This is a genomic window from Caballeronia sp. Lep1P3 (genome assembly GCF_022879595.1).
In the GTDB taxonomy this organism is placed as follows: domain Bacteria; phylum Pseudomonadota; class Gammaproteobacteria; order Burkholderiales; family Burkholderiaceae; genus Caballeronia.
The window spans coordinates 1,367,010-1,388,230 of the sequence record NZ_CP084265.1; the positions used below are offsets into that span (position 1 = coordinate 1,367,010).

Annotated in this window: 21 protein-coding genes and 1 other RNA gene; 10 read left to right on the forward strand and 12 right to left on the reverse strand. The window is 64.6% G+C overall.

Features of this window, described 5'->3' with window-relative positions; all coding sequences use genetic code 11:
* Nucleotides 1-22 precede the first annotated feature (22 nt).
* The 3 genes from LDZ27_RS06435 to LDZ27_RS06445 form a co-directional block, all read right to left on the reverse strand.
* The gene (locus LDZ27_RS06435) at nt 23-850 is read right to left on the reverse strand and encodes an arginyltransferase (RefSeq protein WP_244815858.1); all 828 of its coding nucleotides are present in this window, start codon (nt 848-850) and stop codon (nt 23-25) included.
* 130 nt (nt 851-980) lie between these two features.
* On the reverse strand, nt 981-1,721 hold the full coding sequence (aat, locus tag LDZ27_RS06440) for a leucyl/phenylalanyl-tRNA--protein transferase (protein WP_244815859.1): 741 nt from the start codon (nt 1,719-1,721) through the stop codon (nt 981-983).
* Between the two features lie 16 nt (nt 1,722-1,737).
* Entirely contained in the window at nt 1,738-2,283 is a 546-nt protein-coding gene (locus LDZ27_RS06445) for an NUDIX hydrolase (RefSeq protein WP_244815860.1), read from the reverse strand.
* Nucleotides 2,284-2,527: 244 nt separating this feature from the next.
* Here LDZ27_RS06445 and glp point away from each other — a divergent pair, with 244 nt between their 5' ends.
* Genes glp through moaE form a run of 3 tightly spaced genes read left to right on the forward strand, consistent with a single transcriptional unit; the run spans nt 2,528 to nt 4,495 of the window.
* On the forward strand, nt 2,528-3,751 hold the full coding sequence (gene glp, locus LDZ27_RS06450) for a gephyrin-like molybdotransferase Glp (RefSeq protein ID WP_370653393.1): 1,224 nt from the start codon (nt 2,528-2,530) through the stop codon (nt 3,749-3,751).
* A gap of 11 nt (nt 3,752-3,762) precedes the next feature.
* A complete protein-coding gene (moaD, locus tag LDZ27_RS06455) occupies nt 3,763-4,020 on the forward strand; it encodes a molybdopterin converting factor subunit 1 (protein WP_244815862.1) in 258 nt (85 codons plus the stop codon).
* Nucleotide 4,021: 1 nt separating this feature from the next.
* Nucleotides 4,022-4,495, forward strand: a complete 474-nt coding sequence (moaE, locus tag LDZ27_RS06460) for a molybdopterin synthase catalytic subunit MoaE (RefSeq protein WP_244815863.1) — start codon at nt 4,022-4,024, stop codon at nt 4,493-4,495.
* Nucleotides 4,496-4,503: 8 nt separating this feature from the next.
* Here the strand turns inward: moaE and LDZ27_RS06465 are convergent, their stop codons facing one another.
* Complete coding sequence (locus tag LDZ27_RS06465; RefSeq protein ID WP_244815864.1) at nt 4,504-5,046, reverse strand: group III truncated hemoglobin; 543 nt, start codon at nt 5,044-5,046, stop codon at nt 4,504-4,506.
* 302 nt (nt 5,047-5,348) lie between these two features.
* Between LDZ27_RS06465 and LDZ27_RS06470 the strand changes: the two genes are divergently transcribed.
* Together LDZ27_RS06470 and clpB are read left to right on the forward strand one after the other, a co-directional pair.
* Nucleotides 5,349-5,840, forward strand: a complete 492-nt coding sequence (locus LDZ27_RS06470; RefSeq protein ID WP_244815865.1) for an Rrf2 family transcriptional regulator — start codon at nt 5,349-5,351, stop codon at nt 5,838-5,840.
* Between the two features lie 169 nt (nt 5,841-6,009).
* Complete coding sequence (gene clpB / locus LDZ27_RS06475) at nt 6,010-8,607, forward strand: ATP-dependent chaperone ClpB (RefSeq protein ID WP_244815866.1); 2,598 nt, start codon at nt 6,010-6,012, stop codon at nt 8,605-8,607.
* 173 nt (nt 8,608-8,780) lie between these two features.
* On the opposite strand, the gene LDZ27_RS06480 is transcribed toward clpB, so the two are convergent.
* The 8 genes from LDZ27_RS06480 to trxA form a co-directional block, all read right to left on the reverse strand.
* The gene (locus LDZ27_RS06480) at nt 8,781-9,239 is read right to left on the reverse strand and encodes a YidB family protein (RefSeq protein WP_244815867.1); all 459 of its coding nucleotides are present in this window, start codon (nt 9,237-9,239) and stop codon (nt 8,781-8,783) included.
* Between the two features lie 30 nt (nt 9,240-9,269).
* Nucleotides 9,270-9,845 (reverse strand): helix-hairpin-helix domain-containing protein, encoded by a 576-nt coding sequence (locus tag LDZ27_RS06485; protein ID WP_244815868.1) that lies wholly within the window; start codon nt 9,843-9,845, stop codon nt 9,270-9,272.
* 320 nt (nt 9,846-10,165) lie between these two features.
* Nucleotides 10,166-11,527, reverse strand: a complete 1,362-nt coding sequence (locus LDZ27_RS06490) for an MATE family efflux transporter (RefSeq protein ID WP_244816055.1) — start codon at nt 11,525-11,527, stop codon at nt 10,166-10,168.
* Nucleotides 11,528-11,570: 43 nt separating this feature from the next.
* Nucleotides 11,571-13,334: a glycosyltransferase family 39 protein gene (locus LDZ27_RS06495; protein ID WP_244815869.1), complete on the reverse strand. Its 1,764-nt coding sequence runs from the start codon at nt 13,332-13,334 to the stop codon at nt 11,571-11,573.
* Nucleotides 13,335-13,577: 243 nt separating this feature from the next.
* A complete protein-coding gene (locus LDZ27_RS06500) occupies nt 13,578-13,832 on the reverse strand; it encodes a type B 50S ribosomal protein L31 (protein ID WP_062605561.1) in 255 nt (84 codons plus the stop codon).
* 153 nt (nt 13,833-13,985) lie between these two features.
* Nucleotides 13,986-14,840 (reverse strand): zinc-dependent peptidase, encoded by an 855-nt coding sequence (locus tag LDZ27_RS06505; protein ID WP_244815870.1) that lies wholly within the window; start codon nt 14,838-14,840, stop codon nt 13,986-13,988.
* A gap of 146 nt (nt 14,841-14,986) precedes the next feature.
* The gene (rho, locus tag LDZ27_RS06510; RefSeq protein WP_244815871.1) at nt 14,987-16,252 is read right to left on the reverse strand and encodes a transcription termination factor Rho; all 1,266 of its coding nucleotides are present in this window, start codon (nt 16,250-16,252) and stop codon (nt 14,987-14,989) included.
* 254 nt (nt 16,253-16,506) lie between these two features.
* Nucleotides 16,507-16,833 carry a thioredoxin TrxA gene (trxA, locus tag LDZ27_RS06515; protein ID WP_008349330.1) on the reverse strand — a complete coding sequence of 109 codons (327 nt, stop codon included), beginning with the start codon at nt 16,831-16,833 and terminating at the stop codon, nt 16,507-16,509.
* 321 nt (nt 16,834-17,154) lie between these two features.
* Between trxA and ffs the strand changes: the two genes are divergently transcribed.
* From ffs to LDZ27_RS06540, 5 genes are all read left to right on the forward strand, one after another.
* Nucleotides 17,155-17,253: signal recognition particle sRNA small type (gene ffs, locus LDZ27_RS06520), an RNA gene on the forward strand.
* A 126-nt stretch (nt 17,254-17,379) separates the two neighbouring features.
* On the forward strand, nt 17,380-19,860 hold the full coding sequence (locus LDZ27_RS06525; protein WP_244815872.1) for a DNA polymerase III subunit gamma/tau: 2,481 nt from the start codon (nt 17,380-17,382) through the stop codon (nt 19,858-19,860).
* A 114-nt stretch (nt 19,861-19,974) separates the two neighbouring features.
* Nucleotides 19,975-20,301, forward strand: a complete 327-nt coding sequence (locus LDZ27_RS06530; RefSeq protein ID WP_159836360.1) for a YbaB/EbfC family nucleoid-associated protein — start codon at nt 19,975-19,977, stop codon at nt 20,299-20,301.
* Between the two features lie 35 nt (nt 20,302-20,336).
* On the forward strand, nt 20,337-20,933 hold the full coding sequence (recR, locus tag LDZ27_RS06535; protein ID WP_244815873.1) for a recombination mediator RecR: 597 nt from the start codon (nt 20,337-20,339) through the stop codon (nt 20,931-20,933).
* A gap of 17 nt (nt 20,934-20,950) precedes the next feature.
* Nucleotides 20,951-21,175 carry a DUF1653 domain-containing protein gene (locus LDZ27_RS06540; protein WP_244815874.1) on the forward strand — a complete coding sequence of 75 codons (225 nt, stop codon included), beginning with the start codon at nt 20,951-20,953 and terminating at the stop codon, nt 21,173-21,175.
* Nucleotides 21,176-21,221: the final 46 nt, after the last annotated feature.

Genomic DNA, 21,221 nt, shown 5'->3' on the forward strand with positions numbered 1-21,221 from the left:
TCGGCGGCGTGGCTTTCGGCGATTACTTCGGCTGGCTCGCGCCGGTGGTGCGCCCGGGCATCGGCAGTGCGCCGGCGGAATGCGTCGTCGCGGGATCGAGCACCGACCAGCGGCCGTCGACGAGTCCTTCCAGCGGCCGGAAATTGGCCTTGTACGCCATCTTTTCGCTTTCGCGAATCCAGTAGCCGAGATAGACGTGCGGCAGGTCGAGGCTCTTCGCCTGCTCGATCTGCCACAGGATGTTGAACGTGCCGAAGCTCGTCTTGGGCATGTCCGGCTCGAAGAACGTGTAGACCGACGAGAGGCCGTCGCCGAGGATATCGATCATGCTGATCATGCGCAGCACGCCGGGCGTGTCCGGATTCTCGGGGCCGGGCGGTTCGCGGAATTCGACGAGCCGCGAGTTGATCCGGCTCTGCAGCAGGAACTGCTCGTACTGGTCGCGGCTGTCGCGGTCCATGCCGCCGCCCGCGTGCCGCGCGGACTGATAGCGCATGTAGAGCGCGTAATGCTCTTCGTCGTAATGCAGGGGCGACACGCTCGCGACGAGATTGCCGTGCTGCTTCCACATGCGCCGCTGCGCGCGGTTCGGCGCGAAGCGCGCGACCGGCACGCGCACCGGCACGCAGGCGCGGCAGCCGTCGCAGTACGGGCGATACGTGAATACGCCCGAGCGCCGGAAGCCCGCCTTGACGAGTTCGGTGTAGACGTCGGAGTTGATGAGATGGCTCGGCGTGGCGACTTGCGAGCGCGCGACGCGCCCTTCCAGATAACTGCAAGGGTAAGGCGCTGTTGCATAGAATTGCAGCGCGGAAAGCGGTGACAGCGGCAGCTCGTTCGGATGTGTCACTTTGGCGGCTCTCGCAGGCGTCGTCTCGTCATCGCCGCGCCGCTTGCTCTCGAAGAAAGCGGCGCGGACGGATTCGTGCTTGTCGTGAGTATTTGCGTCGCAAGCGGCGCGCCCGGCACGGCCTTTCGCGTCAGCCTGACTGCGGGCCGAGTAGCTCGGCTACGACGGACTTGTCGAAGCGCCAGGGAATCGGCGGTTGCTCGACCGCCGCGCGCAGATGCGCGACGAATGCGCGGCGAGCGATCTCGCGGCCACCCAGCGACGCCAGATGCGACGTATTTTGCTGGCAGTCTATCATCTCTATTTTGTGGCGGCGCAAGTGCGCGACGAGCGCCGCGAGCGCGATTTTCGACGCGTCCGTGCGGTGCGCGAACATCGATTCGCCGAAGAACATGCGCCCGAACGATACGCCGTAGAGCCCGCCCACGCGCGTGCCTTCGTACCACGTCTCGATGCTGTGCGCCTCGCCCGCGCGATGCAGCGACGTGTAGGCATCCACGATATCCGCTGTGATCCACGTACCGCGCTGGCCTTCGCGCGGCGTGTCGGCGCAGGCGCGCATCACGGCGGGGAAGTCGTCGTCGACGCGCACTTGCCATGCGTCGTCGCCCAGGACGTGTTTGAGCGTCTTGCGCAGCGAATGCGACACGCGGAACTCGGCGGGCATGAGCACCATGCGCGGATCGGGACTCCACCAGAGCACGGGCTGGCCGTCCGAATACCACGGGAAAATGCCGCGCCGGTAAGCCTCGATGAGACGCGCGGGCAAGAGATCCGCGCTCGCGGCGAGCAGGCCGGGCGCGCCGCTCGATGCGCCGAGCGCGCGCTCGACCGGCGGAAACGGATCGTCGTGGGCGAGCCAGGGAACCATGATCGTCCGGCGCGCTTCAGCCTTCGCGCAGCGTGCGGAAGATGTCGCCGGTATGCAGCGTGAAATTGCCGGCGGCGCGGTCGGCGAAGAAGAAGCGCAGCGTCTGTCCGACGGTCGGGAACGCAATCTCGTCCCACGGAATTTCGCTTTCTTCGAAAAGGCGTACTTCGAGACTTTCCTCGCCGGGGTCCAGTTCGATATCGAGAAGCCGCGCCAGATAGAACAGATGCACCTGATGCACGTGCGGCACGTTGAGCAGCGTGAAAAGGCTCTGAATCTCGACGCGCGCGCCGGCTTCCTCCAGCGTTTCGCGCGCGGCGCCTTCGCTCGTCGTCTCTTCCATTTCCATGAAACCCGCGGGCAGCGTCCAGTAGCCGTAGCGCGGCTCGATTGCGCGGCGGCACAGCAGCACCTTGTCGTCCCACACCGGCACCGTGCCCACCACGTTGCGCGGATTCTGATAATGCACGGTGCCGCAGTTGTTGCAGACGTAACGCTCGCGGTTGTCGCCGGGCGGAATGCTCAGGCCGACCTCGTGGCCGCAGACGGAACAGAATTTCATGGAAATGGACGTGGGAAGTGTGGTGGCAGTGTATCACCGGGGCGCGGTGGCTTTGACGCTTGGCGGCGCGTCGCCGGCCCGTTCCCGTTCCCTTTCCGCCCGCGCGTTCAGCCATTCGAAGCGGCGCGGCGAGTCGCTACAATAGTTGCTCGTTGCCTGTCGTCTCTCACCTTTGTCTTTCACCTTTTCCGCGCTCTCCAGCGAAGCCATGTCATCTCAGTCCGCCGGTTCTTCCCGTCCTCCGATGCTCGCCACCGCCGACGCGCTCGCCCGTCTGCTCGACGCCGCGCGCCCGGTGGATGGCGTCGAGCGCATCGATACGCTCGACGCGCTCGGCCGCGTGCTCGCCGCCGACGTCGTCTCCCCGCTCGACGTCCCGCCGATGCACACGAGTTCGATGGACGGCTACGCGGTGCGCGCCGCCGATCTCGCCGCCGCCAGCGACGCCGCGCCGGTCACGCTGCGCGTCTCGCAGCGCATTGCCGCCGGGCACGCGGCCGAGCCCCTCGCGGCGGGCACGGCGGCGCGCATCTTCACTGGCGCGACGATTCCGCCCGGCGCGGATGCCGTCGTGATGCAGGAAATGGCGCAGGCGTCGGACGACGGCAGCGTCGCGTTCAGTCAAGCGCCCGCCGAAGGCGAGTGGATCACGCGGCAGGGCGCGGATATCGAGCGCGGTTCTGTCATCCTGCCCGCTGGCACGCGCCTGACGCCGCAGGCGTTGGGGCTCGCGGCGTCCGTCGGGTGCGCGTCGCTCGACGTCGTGCGGCCGGTTCGCGTCGCCATCTTCTTCACCGGCGACGAATTGCGCATGCCCGGTGAGCCGCTCGCGCCCGGCGCCATCTACAACTCGAATCGCTTCACGCTGCGCGCGCTGCTTGCGAGGCTCGGCTGCGAAGTGACGGATTTCGGCATCGTCGAAGACCGGCTCGACGCCACGCGCGACACGCTGCGACGCGCGGCGCTCGGCCACGATCTGATCCTCACGTGCGGCGGCGTATCCGTCGGCGAGGAAGATCACGTGAAGCCGGCCGTCGAAGCGGAAGGGCGCATTTCGATGTGGCAGATCGCGATGAAGCCGGGCAAGCCGCTCGCGTTCGGCGCGGTGCGGCGCGAAGCGGACGACGAGGCGTATTTCATCGGCTTGCCGGGCAATCCGGTTTCCAGCTTCTGCACGTTTCTGCTGTTCGTGCGGCCGTTCATTCTCCGGCTCGCGGGCGTGGACGACGTCGCGCCGCGCGTCTATTCGATGCGCGCCGACTTCACACAAAAGAAGGGCGATCGCCGCAACGAGTTCCTGCGCGCGCGCGTGAACGAAAACGGCGGCCTCGATCTCTTCCCGAATCAGAGTTCGGCGGTGTTGACGTCGACGGTCTGGGGCGACGGCCTCATCGACAATCCGCCGAATCACGCCATCAGCGCGGGCGAGACGGTGCGCTTCATCCCATTTTCAGAGCTGATGCGGTAAGGAACAGTCCCATGCAAGTCGAACTGAGATTCTTTGCGAGCGTGCGCGAGGCGCTCGGCGTCGCGAACGAGACGGTGAACGTGCCGGATACGGTCGTGAACGTGGGCGATGTGCGCGCGTGGCTGCGCATGCGCGGCGGCGCGTGGGCCGAAGCGCTCGCGGAAGGCCGAGCGCTGCGCATGGCCTGCAACCATGTGATGACGAACGCATCGCAGCGCATCACCGAGGGCTGCGAAGTCGCGTTCTTTCCGCCGGTCACGGGTGGCTGATATGACGACGCGTGCGAAGGTCCGCGTGCAGGAAGCCGATTTCGACATCAGCGCCGAAGTGGCCGCGCTGCGCGCCGACAACCCGAAGGTCGGCGCGGTGGCGTGCTTCGTCGGCACGGTGCGCGATCTGAACGAAGGCAGCGCAATCGAGACGATGGAACTGGAGCACTATCCCGGCATGACGGAGAAGTCGCTCGAAGCGATCGCCGACGAAGCGCGCGAACGCTGGCGCGGCTCGGACGTGCTGATCGTGCATCGCGTGGGCAAGCTCAGGCCGCTCGATCAGATCGTGCTCGTCGCGACCACGGCGATGCATCGCGCCGAAGCGTTCGAATCCTGCGCGTTCGTGATGGACTATCTCAAGACGCAGGCGCCGTTCTGGAAGAAGGAAAAGACCGAAAGCGGCGAGCGCTGGGTGGACGCGCGCGAATCGGACGACGCGGCGCTCGCCCGCTGGAGCGCGCCGTCCAACTGACGCGCGGCTCAGTCGTCGCGCGCCGGCTTGCCGACGAACTTGGCGGGAAACGGCTCGCCAGCGGGGCGCTCCGGAAACCGCGGCGCGTCGATGCCGCCCGTGCGATGACGCTTGAGCGCGGCGAGCAGTTTTTCCTGCTCGGGCGGAATCCGGTAGTCCCAACCGAACTTGCTCAACTGCAGGCTTTGCGCGATGCGCAGCGCCGGTTCCATGAACTGGACGGCGGCGGCCGGCTCGTAGCGCGCTTCGACGGTGTTCAGAAATAGCGAGAGCCAGCGCGCGAAATGCTGCGGCTCGATGCCTTCCAGCGGCCGGTGCGCTTCCTGCACGTTTCCCCGATATTGTTTCGAGCCGAGCACGAGGCTCGACCAGAACGTCGTCATCTTCGCGAGATGCTCGTCCCAGCGGCCCGCCAGTTCGCGGGCGAAAATCGGCCCGAGCAGCGGATCGTCGTCGACGCGGCGGTAGAAGGCTTCGACGAGGGCGCGCACGTTCGTTTTGTTGGGCTCGCGCTCGCGCGCGGTGGCATCGGTCAGTTGGTCTGGATTCATGGCGGCAAAGCAGAATTGATACGTTCAGGAGTTCAGGCTTCGATGTTTCGTTCTTGCTGACGCTCGCACCGATATGGCGCAGAATGCGTGACAGTCGGCGCCGCGCGGCATTGTTCGTCTTCCTCGTCGTTGCTGACTGCGTCCGGATATTAGACGCTGCGGCCAGCGCGCGGAACGGGACGCCGGCATCCCCGCTCGCGCCGCGCGGATTCGTCCGAAAGCGGCGCGCATTGCGGGATGCCCTGGCGGCCGTCTCGCAACGCTTCTTCTGGCCCGGCGCGTCGAACCGACTGAGCGACACCATGCGACTGACCGACTACACCGATTATGCGCTGCGCGTCCTGCTCTATCTGTCGGTGCGGCCGGCCGGCCTCTCGACGATTCAGGAAATCTCCGACGCCTACGGCATTTCGAAGAACCATCTGATGAAGATCGTGCAGCAGCTCGGCGAGCTCGGCTGGGTCGAGACGGTACGCGGACGCAGAGGCGGCCTTCGACTGGCGACGGGTTCCCGCGAGCTGACTATCGGCGACATCGTGCGCGAGACGGAAGGCGATTTCGCCATCGTCGGCTGCTTCGAGAAGCGGGCGGTCCACCGCCATTGCGTGATCGAGCCGGCGTGCCGCCTGCGCGGCGTGCTGGACGCGGCGCGCGACGCGTTTCTCGCGGAACTCGACCGGCACACCATCGGCGAGCTTTCGGAGCCCGCGAACGAGCTTGCGGGGCTGCTCGGCGTGGCGAGCATCGCGTTGCCGCGTCCGGCCGCGCGCGTGTTGCGCGAGCCGTCTTCGTGACTCGATACCGCGCCGAACGAAACGCGAACGCAACGGTCTCTGGTAGGCGTGCATTGCGCGGCGCGCGGCCTGAAAGGACGCAAAAAGCGCGTGCAATGAGTAAAACCATGCTTGAAAACGGCCAAAAGCGCCTCATTTTGGTCGTATTCAGAATTGGAGCTTACCAACAATGAGAATCGACAAACTCACCACGAAATTCCAGGAGGCGCTCTCCGACGCGCAAAGCCTGGCCGTTGGCAACGACAATCAGTACATCGAGCCCGTGCACCTGCTGTCGGCGCTGATCGCGCAGCAGGACGGCTCCGCGCGCTCGCTGCTTTCGCATGCGGGCGTGCAGGTTCAGGCGCTGCAAGCGGCGCTCGTCGAGGCCATCGGCCGTTTGCCGCAAGTGCAGGGCACGGACGGCAACGTTCAGGTCAGCCGCGATCTCGCCGGCCTTCTGAACAACGCCGACAAGGAAGCGCAGAAACTCAACGACACGTACATCGCGAGCGAGATGTTCCTGCTCGCGGTCGCCGACGACAAGGGCGAAGTGGGCCGCATCGCCAAGCAGCACGGCCTGACGCGCCGTGCGCTCGAAGCCGCGATCAACGCGGTGCGCGGCGGCGCGCAAGTCAATAGTCAGGACGCCGAAAGCCAGCGCGCGGCGCTCAAGAAATACACCGTCGATCTAACGGAGCGCGCGCGCGCGGGCAAACTCGATCCGGTGATCGGCCGCGACGACGAAATCCGCCGCTCGATTCAGATTCTTCAGCGCCGCACGAAGAACAATCCGGTGCTGATCGGCGAGCCGGGCGTCGGCAAGACGGCGATCGTCGAAGGGCTGGCGCAGCGCATCGTCAATGGCGAAGTGCCCGAGACGCTGAAGGGCAAGCGCGTGCTGTCGCTCGACATGGCGGCGCTGCTCGCGGGCGCGAAGTATCGCGGCGAGTTCGAGGAGCGCCTCAAGGCTGTGCTCAATGACATCGCGAAGGACGAAGGCATGACCATCGTCTTTATCGATGAAATTCATACGATGGTCGGCGCGGGCAAGGCCGAAGGCGCGATGGACGCGGGCAACATGCTCAAACCGGCGCTTTCGCGCGGCGAACTGCATTGCATCGGCGCGACGACGCTCGACGAATACCGCAAGTACATCGAAAAGGACGCGGCGCTCGAGCGGCGTTTCCAGAAAGTGCTGGTCGACGAACCTTCGGTGGAAGCGACCATCGCGATTTTGCGCGGCTTGCAGGAGAAGTACGAACTGCACCACGGCGTCGAGATTACCGATCCGGCTATCGTCGCGGCGGCGGAGCTGTCGCATCGCTATATCACGGACCGCTTTCTGCCGGATAAGGCCATCGATCTGATCGACGAAGCGGCGTCGCGCATCAAGATGGAAATCGATTCGAAGCCCGAAGAGATGGACAAGCTGGAGCGCCGCACCATCCAGTTGAAGATCGAGCGCGAAGCCGTGAAGAAGGAGAAGGACGAAGCGTCGCAGAAGCGGCTGCAACTCATCGAAGAGGAAATCGAGCGGCTGAACCGCGAATATTCCGATCTCGAGGAAATCTGGACCGCCGAGAAAGCCGCGGTGCAGGGCAGCGCGCAACTGAAGGAAGAGATCGAGAAAGTGCGCGCGGATATCGCGCGTTTGCAGCGCGAAGGCAAGCTGGAAAAGGTCGCCGAATTGCAGTACGGCAAGCTGCCTGAACTGGAAGCGCGGCTCAAGCAGGTGACGCAGGCAGAGTCTCAGGAGCAGAACAATCCGACGCGGCCGCGTCTTCTGCGCACGCAGGTCGGCGCGGAGGAAATTGCGGAAGTGGTGTCGCGTTCGACGGGCATTCCCGTGTCGCGCATGATGCAGGGCGAGCGCGAGAAGCTCTTGCAGATCGAAAGCAAGCTGCACGAGCGCGTCGTCGGTCAGGACGAAGCGATCGGCGCTGTCGCCGATGCGATTCGCCGTTCGCGCGCGGGTCTGTCCGATCCGAACCGTCCGTATGGCTCGTTCCTGTTCTTGGGGCCTACGGGCGTCGGCAAGACGGAGCTGTGCAAGGCGCTCGCCGCGTTCCTGTTCGATTCCGAGGATCATCTGATCCGCATCGACATGAGCGAGTTCATGGAAAAGCACAGCGTCGCGCGGCTGATCGGCGCGCCGCCGGGCTATGTCGGCTACGAGGAAGGCGGTTATCTGACCGAAGCCGTGCGCCGCAAGCCGTACAGCGTGATCCTGCTCGATGAAATCGAGAAGGCGCATCCGGACGTCTTCAACGTGCTGCTGCAAGTGCTCGACGACGGCCGCATGACCGATGGCCAGGGCCGCACGGTGGACTTCAAGAACACCGTGATCGTGATGACTTCGAACCTCGGTTCGCAGGTGATTCAGGGCATGGTCGGCGAGCCGCACGAAAAGGTGAAGGACGCGGTCTGGGAAGAAGTGAAGCTGCACTTCCGGCCCGAGTTCCTGAACCGTATCGACGATGTGGTCGTGTTCCATTCGCTGGATCGCGCGAATATCGAGTCGATCGCGAAGATTCAGTTGCAGCGTCTGCACGACCGGCTCGCGAAGCTCGACATGCAGCTCGACGTATCGGACGCGGCGCTGGAGCAGGTAGGGAAGGTCGGCTACGATCCGGTGTTCGGTGCGCGGCCGTTGAAGCGCGCGATCCAGCAGGAGATCGAGAATCCGGTCGCGAAGCTGATTCTCGCCGGACGTTTCGGACCGAAGGATGTCATTCCCGTCGACGTGCGGGATGGCGAGTTCGTGTTCGATCGCGTGGTGCATTAAGGCGCGCGGCTCCCTCCACGCGAGGGAGCGCGCACACGGCGGTTCAAGAGGCAACGAAGCGATTCGTTGCCTTTTTTTATGCGCGCGCCTGACGAGAAGTACGAAGCAAAAAGCAAAAAGCCCCGCGCGGTGCAAACCGGCGGGGCTTTCGCGTCGAGCGCCTGCGAAGCGCTTTAGCCTTGCTTCGGCTGCTCGCTATGACCGAACAGGCCGGCAAGACCGCCGAGCGAGCCGAGCACGCCCGTCAAATCGAGCTTGCCTTCGGGCGGGACTTCGCCGTTGGGCGTCGCGCGATCGACGATATGCGGCAGCACGGTCGCGAGCAAGCCCGAAAGCTGGTCGCCCGAGACGCCCGCTTTCTGCGCGAGCGCGCCGACGTTGTCCGCGCCGAGAACGTTGGTGAGCAGGCCGGGGCTGATCGGCTTGTTTTCGCCGGTGCCGATCCACGACTGGACGATATCGCCCGCGCCGTTCTGATGGAACCGTTGAATCAGGCCCATGATGCCGCCGGGCTGGCTGTTGACGAATTCGAGCGCGGCGGCGATCAGCGCGGCCTGGCCCGATTGACCGGCCTGGCCGCCTTGTTGCGGCGAATTGCCGAGGGAAGAGGCGAGGATATCGAGTAGGCTCATGACAGTCTCTTGCTAAAGGTTGCGGATTGGTTACAGGCTCGCGGGCGTGGCGCTCGCGGCCTTGTCCTTCTTACGTTTCGATTTCGACGTTTTCGACGGTTTCGACGATTCGGCATCGCTCGTTGCGGCCGGCGCTGATGCGGCGGACTTTCCCCTCGCCGAAGAAGACGAAGCACCCGACGGGCCCGAGGCCGGCGTGAGCGCCGGCGTTCGCGCGTTGGTGGCCGCGGGCGATGTCGCGGCCGTCGCCGCCGTCGATGACCTCACGGTCGAGTTCGGAGCCGCCGCGCCTTGCGAACCCGTCGCCGCGGGCTTGGCCGTCTTGCCCGTCGGCGGCAGCGAGGAGCCGCCGATCGTGAGCCCGTTTTCCTCGAGCTTCGCGACCGATTTCGTACCGAGACCTTTCACGCGATTCGCGAGATCGTCGGCGTCCTTGAACGGGCCGTTCTTCGCGCGCTCGTCGACGATCGCCTTCGATTTTACCGGCCCGAGCCCTTTCACCGAGTCGAGCGCGGCCTGATCGGCCGTATTCACGTCGACGGCGGCAAAGGCCGCGCCGACGGACAACATCAACGCTACGCACAGCATCAACAGCTTTTTGAGCATGACGACACTCCAGGCAGTGGGAATTGAAATGATGACGCGGGAAATTCGGACGACGCCGTAAGCATAGGGCAATTCCGCGCGCCGAAGAATTGTCGTCCGCATTGTGCATGACCGGGTCGGAGGCGCTGCGTTCGCGCACACTCTTTGACTTTGCGCGGCGCGACACTGTGCTTTGGAGCAGACGACGGTCCTTAGTACTTCGTCCTGCCAACCGTTGGTGGATGAATATCAGCTATTTCGACGGCGGCGCGGCAGTCATAGGAAAAGCGCTGCGCCCATCAAAGCGTTGTTGTCTAGTGCGCCTGCGCGCCTGAACGCCTTCACCGCGCATCCACCCGATTCACATGCCGCATGCTCACGCGCCGCCAGTAAACGAATAGCCCGACGCCCGCCACGCCGAGACTCAGCGAGTTGGCGATCCAAAACCCGCGCGCGCCGTGCAGCCATTCGGGCACCGCGCCGCCGACGTCGAAGCCGAGCAGATAACCGCCTCCAAGACCGATGCCCCACAACGCGATCGCGTAGATGACAGTCGGCACGAGCGTCACCTTGTACGCGCGAAGGATGAACGCGGTCGTGATCTGCAGCGCGTCGCACAAGTGATAGAAGAAGATGATGAGGACGAGCGGCATGGCCGCCGCGATGACGTTCGCATCGGGCGTATAGGCCGCGATGATGTGCGAGCGCGCGGCAAGCAGGATCACGCCGTAGACGAGCGCCAGCACGCACGCCATGCCGATGCCGTGACGCGAGATCGAGGCGGCGTCGTCGAAGCGCTGTGCGCCGAGCGCCTGCGAAACGAGCGTCGACGAAGCGATGCCGATGGCAAGCGGCGTCATGTACAGCACCGCGCCGAGATTGCCCGCGATCTGATGTCCAGCAAGCGTCGTCGTGCCGAAGCGCGAGATGAAAAGCGCCATGAACGTGTAGGACGTCACTTCGATGAGGTACGAAAGCCCCATCGGAATGCCAAGGCGCAAGAGCGCGACTTGCCGTTTCCACGCAGGCCACGAGAAGCGCGTGAAGATGCCGAACGGCCGGAAGAACTCGAACTTGACGAGCACCGTCATGCCGACGACAGCCAGCACCCAGTTGATGAGCGTGCTCGCGAGCGCGCAGCCGGGGCCGCCGAGCGCCGGCACACCGAATCCGCCGAAGATGAACCATGTGTTGAGCGGAAACTTGAGCACGAGCCCGCCGACTTGCAGAAACATCACGAGGCGCGGCTTGCCGATCGCGTTCGTGAGCGAACTGTAGACGCGAAACGCGAGGCTCGCGGGCAGGCCGAACGACAGAATCCGCAGATAGTCGACCGTGCGCTCGTGCAGCACGGGCGGCGCCTTCGCGAGACTCAGAAGCGGCTCCGGAAAGTAGAGCAGCACGAAGCCGACGACGGTCAGCGCCGCCGCGAGCCATAGCGCCTGACGCGTTTCCTCGCCGATCTCGCTTTCGCGGCCCGCGCCGAAAAGCTGGCCGGCAATCGGCTGCAGCGCGACGAGAATCCCCGTCAGGCCGATATAGATCGAGATGTACACCGACGAACCGAGGCCGAGCGCGGCGAGATCGGTGGCGGAGAAGCGGCCGACCATCGCGGTATCGATCACGCCGAACGCGATCACCGCGAGCTGGCCGATCAGCACCGGCCACGCGAGCGCGCCGATCTTGCGCACGTCGCTCCACATGCCCGTCGATCGGGCTTGCGCGGGGAGGATCGGGCGCATCGTCTTACTGGCTCCGGCGCAGGCTTCGCGGGCGCAACGGCTTTTTCGGCGGGGGAACGGGACGCTGAATCCGCACATAGAGCCGGAAGCGTTCGTCGCGGTCGGCCACGCGCCGGCCTTCCCAGACGAGCTTCCATTCGAACGTCGAGATCGACGGGGGATCGCCGTAGTCCGCGCGATCCTGACGCAGAATCACGTCGCAATCTTCGTCGAACGCGAAATGCATGCCGCCGAAATAGGCGAACGTGGCGATCTGCGCGTCGCCGAGACGCACCGGCGAAATACAGTTGTAGTCAGGCGGAAGATGCACGGCGATCTGCTCCGCGACATCGCGATACGTCCGGCTGTAATTGACGACCGGCAGCCACAGCGTCATCAGCAGCACCCACATCAGCGTGGTGCCCGCGCTCGACAGCACGACGCTGCGCCAGAGCACCTTCGGGTGACGCGCGAGGCGCCAGCGCGCCAGAAGGAACCAGCACACGGTCACGGCGACCGCGCACACGAACGAGATCGGCCGGAATTCGGGATGGAACCCTGGGACGAGGCGCGCGAGATTGCGGGCCATCGGTGCCGGAAAGCCGATGATGCCCGCGGTCCATACGAGCCAGACGACCGAGCCGATGATCGTGAAACTGAGCATCGCGAACCAGTCGATCGCGTTGATCGCGCCGCGCTTGAGCGTCGGCAGCGCGAAGGTCGCGAGCACGGAGAGCGGCGGCAGGAGCAGCAGGAAGAGGCGGTTGGTTTCGTGCGCCTGCAGCACGACGAGCACGAGCAGCGGCCCGATGATCGACAGCGGCACCGCGACGTGCGGCGAGCGGCGCATGCCGCCCCAGCTCACGAACGCCCAGATCGCGAGCGGCCACGCGGGCCACGTGAAGAGCGGCAGGTTCTTCATCGCGTAGCCGAACACGACCGACGGCGGCCCCGTGAACGTATAGAAGCTCGTTCGCCACCAGGTGCGCAGCCACCATTGCGCGTCGTCGGGATAGAAGTGCAGTGCCGGCAGAACCCAGGCGGCGATCAGAACGACCGCGACCGGCAGGCCGTACAGCAGGAGCGGCGCGGCGCGCACCTGGCGCACGATGATCGTCATCGCGAGCGTGCAGAGCAGCAGCGCGAACACGAGCACCGGCGAACTGGATAACCCGACGACGCCGATCGCCGCGCCCCACACGAGCGCGCCGTGCACCGGCTTGTCGAGGCTGCGCACGAGCCCGTAGATGAGCATAGCGGTGCCGGCGAATTGCGCGAGTTGCGGCGTGGTTTCGTGACCGCGCTCCGCGAGGCCGAAACAGGCGAGCAGGATGAGCAACGCGCCATCGGCGAGCGTGCGGCCGTAGTCGCGCGGTTCCGGCTCGCCGCCGAACGCATATTTGAACGGTTGCGCTTCGTCGCGCCGGCCGAGCAGATAAGCCGAATACCAGACGAACGCGCACGCGATGCAGAAGAGCAGGCCCGTCACCACGCGCGACGCGTTGCTTGCATCGACCCACGGGCTCAGAAGGCGGATGCACGACGCGCCGAGCCAGTACATGAGCGGGCCATCGACGGTCGGCGCCTTGCCGAGCAGGTTCGGCAAGAACCAGTCGCGCGTGTCGCCGTTGGCCATCGTCCACATGACGCCGAAGCCCGCCGCGTCTTCGTTCTTCCAGGGATCGCGTCCGAAGAGACCGAACGAAGCATAGGTGATGCAGATGGCGAGCAGCAGCCAGCGCGGCAGGGCGCTGGTGGCGGAGGCGGTCAGACGAACGACAGATCGCATGCGAAAAGGCTTGGTGGAAGGACGGACCGCGAAAAACGTGAACTGGACGGCGGGCAGCCGGAGCATCCGGCATTGTAGTCGCGTGGCGGATTCGGCAGCGTCTCAGCGGCGTGGATGTCACGTCGCGTAACAACGCTTACCAAATGCAGCGGACGGCGAGGGCTCGGCGACTGCATTGGCGTCTGCATCGGCGACAAAAAAGGGCAGCCAAAGCTGCCCTTTTTGCTGAAACTGAAGCCCGACTTACTTCTTGGTGGAGAAGCGCGCGAACTTGTTGTTGAACTTCTCGACGCGGCCGGCCGTGTCCATGATCTTCTGCTGGCCGGTGTAGAACGGGTGCGATTCCGACGACACTTCGATCTTCGCGAGCGGATACGTCTTGCCGTTGAATTCGGCGGTTTCGCGCGTCTGGATGGTCGAGCGGGTCACGAACTTGAAGTCGTTCGACATGTCGACGAACAGGACTTCGCGGTAATTCGGGTGAATGCCTTCTTTCATGGTCTTTCCTGGTATCTGGCGGTAGCCAACCCGCTGCACCACTTTTCCGGTGAATTCCGGTTGCCGGCGCGAGTCACTTGCCTAGGGTCGAAAAACGGAGATTATGCCAGAGAATCAGTCGGTTGATACTTTTTCGGATGCGTTTCTCCAGATTCATCCGGCCAGCGCGTCGACGTTCGCCGGATCCTGCCGGTAGTAGCGCGCGAGCAGCCGATACAGCTCGGGATAGTCGGCCTCGAACGCCTGCGGCGTGACGAAAAGCGCCTCGCTGCACACCGCGAAAAACTCGGACGGATGGTCCGCCGCATACGGATCGATCAGCGATTCGCGCTCGAAGCGCGCCCAGCGGCGCTTGGGTACGGCGTCGACGCGCGCGCAGAACTGGTCGTAGGCGTTGTCGAAGACATCGGACCACGCGGCGTTGTCGAGCGGGGCGTGCCAGCGCCGAAAGAGCGGCGGATGGCCGTCCGCCTCGCCGTTAAGCATGTCGATCTTGTGCGCGAACTCGTGGATGACGACGTTGTATGCGTCGGCGCCGTCGGCCGTTTGTGCCGTTTGTGCCGTTTGTGCCATTTGCGCGTCTTCCCACGAGAGCACCACCGGCCCGCCTTCCCACGCTTCGCCGCTCGCGTCGTGCTCGATTTCATGGACCACGCCGGCTTCGTCCTCGACGGTCTTTCTAATGACGAACTCGCCCGGATACACGATCACGCCGACCCAGCCCGCGTACAGATCGAGGCTCAGATTCAGCACCGGCAAGCACGCTTGCGCGGCGATCGCGACGATCATCTCGTCGGTCGGCTCCAGCTCGTGCGCGGTCGAGAATGCTTTCTGCGCGATGAAGAGGCTCGCCGTATCGCGCAGCCGGTCGCGGTCGGCGGCGCTCAGGTGGCCGTAGAACGGGAAGGCATCGAGCGTGCGCCGCCATAGCGCGTCGTCGATTGCGTACTTGCGCAGCGTGCGTTCGCGGCGTTGCGCGCTGAACCAGCGAGTGAAGACGTTCGGCATGCGGGACGAAAAGGGAAGTGAGTCAGCGCGTGTATTGTGGCGCATCGTCCGCGACGCGCGCGAAACGGATGCGCTCGCCGCGATGAGGCGAAAAAAAAACCGCCTGACGAAGCAGGCGGTTTCCGAGCGCAAGACAAAACGGCGAATCAGCCTCCGCCGCGACGCATCATATCGAAGAACTCGGAGTTGCTCTTCGTCTGACGGATCTTGTCGAGGAGGAATTCCATCGCTTCGACTTCGTCCATGTCGTGAATGAACTTGCGCAGCACCCAGACCTTTTGCAGCAGGTCCGGCTTGATGAGCAGCTCTTCGCGGCGCGTGCCGGATTTGTTCAGGTTGATCGACGGATAGACGCGCTTTTCCGCGAGACGACGCTCGAGGTGCACTTCCATGTTGCCGGTGCCCTTGAACTCTTCGTAGATCACGTCGTCCATGCGGCTGCCGGTTTCGATCAGCGCCGTGCCGATGATCGTCAGCGACCCGCCTTCCTCGATATTGCGCGCAGCGCCGAAGAAGCGCTTCGGACGCTGGAGCGCGTTGGCGTCGACACCGCCCGTCAGCACCTTGCCCGATGCCGGGACGACCGTGTTGTACGCGCGCGCGAGACGCGTGATCGAGTCGAGCAGGATCACGACGTCATGCTTCATTTCGACTAGGCGCTTCGCCTTCTCGATGACCATTTCGGCCACTTGCACGTGACGCGCGGCGGGTTCGTCGAACGTGGAGGCGATCACTTCGCCCGCGACCGAGCGCTGCATTTCCGTGACTTCTTCCGGGCGCTCGTCGATGAGGAGCACGAACAGCACGACATCCGGATGATTCGCTTTCACCGCATGCGCGATGTGCTGAAGCATCACGGTCTTGCCCGACTTCGGCGACGCGACGAGCAAACCACGCTGGCCCTTGCCGATGGGCGCGATCATGTCGATGATGCGGCCCGTCACGTTCTCTTCTCCGCGCATCTCGCGTTCGAGCGGCAGCGGCTTGTTCGGATGCAGCGGCGTGAGGTTCTCGAACATGATCTTGTGTTTCGAGGCCTCGGGCGGCTGCCCGTTGACTTTGTCCACCTTGACGAGCGCGAAATACCGTTCGCCGTCCTTCGGCGTGCGGACTTCACCTTCGATCGTGTCGCCGGTATGCAGGTTGAAGCGGCGAATCTGCGACGGGCTGATATAAATGTCGTCCGTACTCGCGAGGTACGAAGTCTCGGGCGAGCGCAGGAAACCGAAGCCATCCGGCAGGACTTCGAGCGTGCCGTCGCCGAAAATCGTGTCGCCAGCCTTGGCGCGCTTTTTAAGAATCGCGAACATCAATTCCTGCTTGCGCAGGCGGTTCGCATTTTCGATCTCGAGGCCATTGGCCATCTCGATCAGTGCAGAGACGTGCTGAGACTTGAGCTCGGATAAATGCATACGGATTTCCCGCCAGGGAGAAGAGGTGCGACAGAAAGATTTGGGAGAAGAGGTGAGCGGAACCGCTCTAGGACTTAATACTTCTTGAAGTCTTGTGATTCTAGCATAGCACACGCCGCGCGAGCCTCGGGTTGGCTATGGGCGGGGCTTTTCAGCCGATGTTGTCGTGCGACAACATCGGCGGCGCGCTTTCGTATAACGATGGCGCAAGAGCGAGGCGCCGGACGATGCCGCGGCGCTCGCGCTCGATGCAGTTACAGGTTGCTGTCGAGGAACGCGGTGAGTTGCGACTTCGACAGGGCGCCGACCTTCTGCGCGGCGACCGCGCCGTTCTTGAAGAGAATCAGCGTGGGAATGCCGCGCACGCCGAACTTCACCGGCGTCGACTGATGCTCGTCCACGTTGATCTTCGCGATTTGCAGGCGATCGCCATAATCCTTCGCGACTTCATCGAGGATCGGGGCGATCATCTTGCACGGACCGCACCATTCGGCCCAGAAGTCGAGCAGGACAGGTTTATCCGACTTGACGACGTCCTGTTCGAAAGAAGCGTCGCTGATGTGCTTAATTGATTCGCTCATTGTCTGAATACCTCTATTGATTCGAGGCCCGCGTTTGAATGCTCGCCACGATACACCAAAACTGAGAAAGGATTCGCCGCCCAATGAGCGAGCGAAGGCCCGCGTGCCGCATGTGCCGGCGCATGCCGACTTCAGGCATTGCGCACGCACGGTCACGGATAAGTCATCTGCCATCTTAGCCTACTTTGCTATCCGTTGCCGCTGCCCGATAGGACCGATCTGAAGACGAAAACACCGTACACAAGGGGGCGTTGCGAGAGCCGCGCAAGAGCTTCGATGCGGGGTTTCGGGCCGGGCATCGTCCGTGATACAATTTCTCGTGACGGGCCTCCTCGCATGGTGGCGCGGTCAACCTGGTCAGGTCGGGAACGAAGCAGCCACAGCCGCTTTCCACCAGTGCCGAGGGTCGGGCTCGTCACCTTCCGCTTTCCCCCGTAGTTCCTCCAAGTTTCCATAGTCTCCAGCGCGGCGACAGACCGTCTGGACGCTTCCCGCGTGGCGTTCGCACGGCGTTTGGCGCAAGTCGTTGCTGATACAATTTCGCGCATGACCTATCAAGTTCTCGCACGCAAATGGCGGCCGAAATCGTTCGAGTCGCTCGTCGGCCAGGAGCATGTCGTTCGCGCGCTCACGCACGCGCTCGACGGCGGCCGCCTGCATCACGCCTATCTGTTCACGGGTACGCGCGGCGTCGGCAAGACCACGCTGTCGCGCATCTTTGCGAAGGCGCTCAATTGCGAGACGGGCGTCACGTCGAAACCGTGCGGCGTGTGCCGCGCGTGCCGGGAAATCGACGAAGGCCGCTTCGTCGATTATGTGGAAATGGATGCGGCGAGCAACCGCGGCGTCGATGAAATGGCCGCTCTGCTCGAGCGCGCCGTGTATGCGCCCGTCGATGCGCGCTTCAAGGTCTACATGATCGACGAAGTGCACATGCTCACGAACCACGCCTTCAACGCCATGCTGAAGACGCTGGAAGAGCCGCCGCCGCACGTCAAGTTCATCCTCGCGACCACCGATCCGCAGAAAATCCCGGTCACGGTGCTGTCGCGCTGTCTGCAGTTCAATCTCAAGCAGATGCCGGCCGGCCATATCGTCTCGCATCTGGAGAACATCCTCGGCGAAGAGCACATCGAATTCGAGCAGCAGGCGCTGCGCCTTCTGGCGCGCGCGGCGGACGGGAGCATGCGCGACGCGCTTTCGCTCACCGATCAGGCCATCGCGTATTCCGCCAACGACGTCACCGAGGAAGCCGTTCGCGGCATGCTCGGCGCGCTCGACCAGAGCTATCTCATTCGCCTGATCGATGCGCTCGCCGCCAGCGACGGCGTGGGCGTGCTCGGCATCGCGGATGAAATGGCGCTGCGCAGCCTGTCGTTCTCGACGGCGCTGCAAGATCTCGCGAGTGTGCTGCACAGAATCGCGTGGGCGCAGTTCGCGCCGTCGTCGGTGCTCGACGAATGGCCGGAAGCCGCGGACATTCGCCGCTTCGCCGAGATGCTTTCCGCCGAGCAGGTGCAGTTGTTCTATCAGATCGCCACGGTGGGCCGCGGGGAACTGGGCCTCGCGCCCGACGAGTACGCGGGCTTCACCATGACGCTGCTGCGCATGCTGGCGTTCGAGCCGGCTGGTGCGTCGGGCGGTCCCGCCGGCGGCGGCGGGCTCGCGGTCAGCGCGCCGCAAGCGGCCAGGACGCCGCGCAGCGCGGCGCTCTCCGGCGCGATGGCAGAGCGCGCGGTATCGGCCGTGCCTGTCTCGGCGAAGCCGGAAGCGCCGAATCGCCGTGTGGCGGACGAAGCATCGGTGCGCGCTTCCGTCGAAGCGGCGCCGGATCAGGCGCAGGCTCGCTCTTCAGCGAAGGCGCCGCCTGCGGAATCGACGGCTCAACAAGCAACGCAAGAAGCAACGCAAGAAGCAGCGCAAGAAGCAACGCAAGAAGCAACGCAAGAGGGCGGCGGCAAGCCGTCCGTCACGGCGCAGCCGGCAGGCGCGAGCGCGCCGGCCGTGGCCGCGCCCCAAGCGCCGCAAGCGATCCAAGCGACCGAACCCGCCGATCGACCGCCAGCCGCGCCCGCACCCATTCGCGCCGCTGCGCGCCAGGCGGCGGACGACGCCGCATCGGCCGATACGGCTTCCGCAGGCGCGGGTCCATCGCGCGCCGTAAGCGGCGCGAGCGCAGCGCTCGAAGTGCTGCGCAGCGCGGGCATGCGGCTGTCGTCGGACCGTGGGGGGCGCAGCGCACCGGCGGCGTCCCGGCCGAACGAGCAGACGAACGCGTCGCCCGTGCCGAAAGCGGTCGCCAAGCCGGCGGTGCAAGTGCAGGTGCCATCACCGCGCCGGCCCGCTCCCGCGCCCGCTCCTGAACCGAAGCCCAAACCCGCCGCGAAGGTCATCCCGCCGTGGGAAGACATGCCGCCGGACGAATATGCGCCGGCATCGTCGGAAGATGCGTACTTCATGCCGCCCGACGACGGCTTCGTGCCCGCGTTCGAAAGCGGTCCCGACGACATGCGCTTCGGCGACGAGCCGGTATCGAATTCCGCCCCGAAGCCCGCGCCGAAAATCGACGCGACGCCGCTGCCGCCCGCCGTGCCGCTCGACGCGCTCGGCCTTACGCAGGAATGGCCCGCGCTCGCGGTCGATCTGCCGCTCAAGGGCGTCGCCTATCAGCTCGCGTTCAACAGCGAACTGAGCGCCTGCGACGCGAACTCGGTCACGCTCACCGTCGCCGTGCAGATGTACACGGACGCCGCGCACGTGACCAAGCTGAAGGCCGCGCTCGCCGAAAAGCTCGGCCGCGCGATCGAAGTCAACGTCAACGTCGGACCCGCGCGCCGCACAGCCGCCGCGCTCGATGCCGCCGAACGCGCGAGACGCCAGCAGCAAGCCGAACAGGAGATCGAGCGCGATCCGTTCGTCCAGTCGCTGATCCGCGATTTCGGCGCGAGCATCGTGCAAGGTTCGATCAGGCCGCTCGCCGCATCGGGTGGTCATTCGCCGGGCGCATCCGTGGAAGGCGCACGGTAAAGTAAGCAACAGGACACAAGCCGCACGCGCGGCATCGTCATTCAGGGCGCGCCGGCGCACGCAGCGGCGCTTGCCGTCATCCGCAATTTCCATTTCCGTGCAAGGAGCCGAATCATGATGAAGAATCAACTCGCCGGGCTGATGAAACAAGCCCAGCAGATGCAGGAAAACATGAAGAAGATGCAGGACCAGCTCGCGCTGATCGAGGTCGAGGGCCAGTCGGGCGCCGGTCTCGTTAAAGTGACGATGACCTGCAAAAACGACGTCAAGCGCGTGCAGATCGACCCGAGCCTGCTCGCCGACGACAAGGACATGCTTGAGGACCTGGTCGCCGCCGCGTTCAACGACGCCGTGCGCAAGGCGGAAGCCACCACGCAGGAAAAGATGAGCGGCATGACCGCCGGCATGCCGATGCCGCCGGGCTTCAAACTGCCGTTCTAAACCCGCGCGCCGAACGCGGCGCGTTTCGAGGACACATGAAACAACCATCCGCCCTGTCGGCGCTCGTCGAAGCGCTGCGCGTGCTGCCCGGCGTCGGTCCGAAGTCGGCGCAGCGCATGGCGTATCACCTGATGCAGCACGATCGCGCGGGCGCCGAAAAGCTCGGCAATTCGCTGTTGTTCGCGACCGGGCATCTGCGTCACTGCGAGAAGTGCAACACGTTCACCGAAGCGGCCATCTGCGAAGTGTGCAGCGACGAGGAGCGCGATCCGGCGTTGCTATGCGTGGTCGAAACGCCCGCTGACCAGATCATGCTCGAGCAGACGCTCACGTATCGCGGGCTCTATTTCGTGCTGATGGGGCGGTTGAGCCCGCTCGACGGCATCGGTCCGAAGGAAATTCACTTCGAGCGGCTCATCAACCGCGCGCTCGATGGCGTCGTGCAGGAAGTCGTGCTCGCCACCAATTTCACCAACGAGGGCGAAGCGACCGCGCATTACCTCGCGCAGACGCTCAAGTCGAAGGGGCTGAGGGTGACGCGGCTCGCGCGCGGCGTGCCGGTGGGCGGCGAACTCGAATACGTCGATGCGGGCACCATCGCCCGCGCGATGCTCGATCGCCGCTCGGTTTGAACCAGGAACACGAACCGATGACAGAATCCGAAGCGCTCGCAATCGCCACGCATCGTCATTACAAGGGCGGGCTTTATCGCGTGATCGGGGTCGCGCGGCACTCCGAGACCGAAGAGGCGATGATCGTCTACGAGCATCTCTGGCCGAAGGAGCGCGGCCTGTGGGTGCGGCCCGCCGCGATGTTCAACGAAACGCTCGCCGACGGCACGCCGCGCTTCGAGCCGCTCGACATCGCGCTCTAAAGCGCGTCTTCGAAGCGCGCGCCGAAACCTATAAAAACTCAAGGAG

Bases quoted from the DNA above. Each gene is read 5' to 3' on its own strand.
- aat (WP_244815859.1), bottom strand. From the start codon at position 1,721: ATGGTTCCCTGGCTCGCCCACGACGATCCGTTTCCGCCGGTCGAGCGC.
- LDZ27_RS06445 (WP_244815860.1), bottom strand. From the start codon at position 2,283: ATGAAATTCTGTTCCGTCTGCGGCCACGAGGTCGGCCTGAGCATTCCG.
- glp (WP_370653393.1), top strand. From the start codon at position 2,528: ATGCTCGCCACCGCCGACGCGCTCGCCCGTCTGCTCGACGCCGCGCGC.
- moaD (WP_244815862.1), top strand. From the start codon at position 3,763: ATGCAAGTCGAACTGAGATTCTTTGCGAGCGTGCGCGAGGCGCTCGGC.
- moaE (WP_244815863.1), top strand. From the start codon at position 4,022: ATGACGACGCGTGCGAAGGTCCGCGTGCAGGAAGCCGATTTCGACATC.
- LDZ27_RS06465 (WP_244815864.1), bottom strand. From the start codon at position 5,046: ATGAATCCAGACCAACTGACCGATGCCACCGCGCGCGAGCGCGAGCCC.
- LDZ27_RS06470 (WP_244815865.1), top strand. From the start codon at position 5,349: ATGCGACTGACCGACTACACCGATTATGCGCTGCGCGTCCTGCTCTAT.
- clpB (WP_244815866.1), top strand. From the start codon at position 6,010: ATGAGAATCGACAAACTCACCACGAAATTCCAGGAGGCGCTCTCCGAC.
- LDZ27_RS06480 (WP_244815867.1), bottom strand. From the start codon at position 9,239: ATGAGCCTACTCGATATCCTCGCCTCTTCCCTCGGCAATTCGCCGCAA.
- LDZ27_RS06485 (WP_244815868.1), bottom strand. From the start codon at position 9,845: ATGCTCAAAAAGCTGTTGATGCTGTGCGTAGCGTTGATGTTGTCCGTC.
- LDZ27_RS06490 (WP_244816055.1), bottom strand. From the start codon at position 11,527: ATGTGGAGCGACGTGCGCAAGATCGGCGCGCTCGCGTGGCCGGTGCTG.
- LDZ27_RS06495 (WP_244815869.1), bottom strand. From the start codon at position 13,334: ATGCGATCTGTCGTTCGTCTGACCGCCTCCGCCACCAGCGCCCTGCCG.
- LDZ27_RS06500 (WP_062605561.1), bottom strand. From the start codon at position 13,832: ATGAAAGAAGGCATTCACCCGAATTACCGCGAAGTCCTGTTCGTCGAC.
- LDZ27_RS06505 (WP_244815870.1), bottom strand. From the start codon at position 14,840: ATGCCGAACGTCTTCACTCGCTGGTTCAGCGCGCAACGCCGCGAACGC.
- rho (WP_244815871.1), bottom strand. From the start codon at position 16,252: ATGCATTTATCCGAGCTCAAGTCTCAGCACGTCTCTGCACTGATCGAG.
- trxA (WP_008349330.1), bottom strand. From the start codon at position 16,833: ATGAGCGAATCAATTAAGCACATCAGCGACGCTTCTTTCGAACAGGAC.
- LDZ27_RS06525 (WP_244815872.1), top strand. From the start codon at position 17,380: ATGACCTATCAAGTTCTCGCACGCAAATGGCGGCCGAAATCGTTCGAG.
- LDZ27_RS06530 (WP_159836360.1), top strand. From the start codon at position 19,975: ATGATGAAGAATCAACTCGCCGGGCTGATGAAACAAGCCCAGCAGATG.
- recR (WP_244815873.1), top strand. From the start codon at position 20,337: ATGAAACAACCATCCGCCCTGTCGGCGCTCGTCGAAGCGCTGCGCGTG.
- LDZ27_RS06540 (WP_244815874.1), top strand. From the start codon at position 20,951: ATGACAGAATCCGAAGCGCTCGCAATCGCCACGCATCGTCATTACAAG.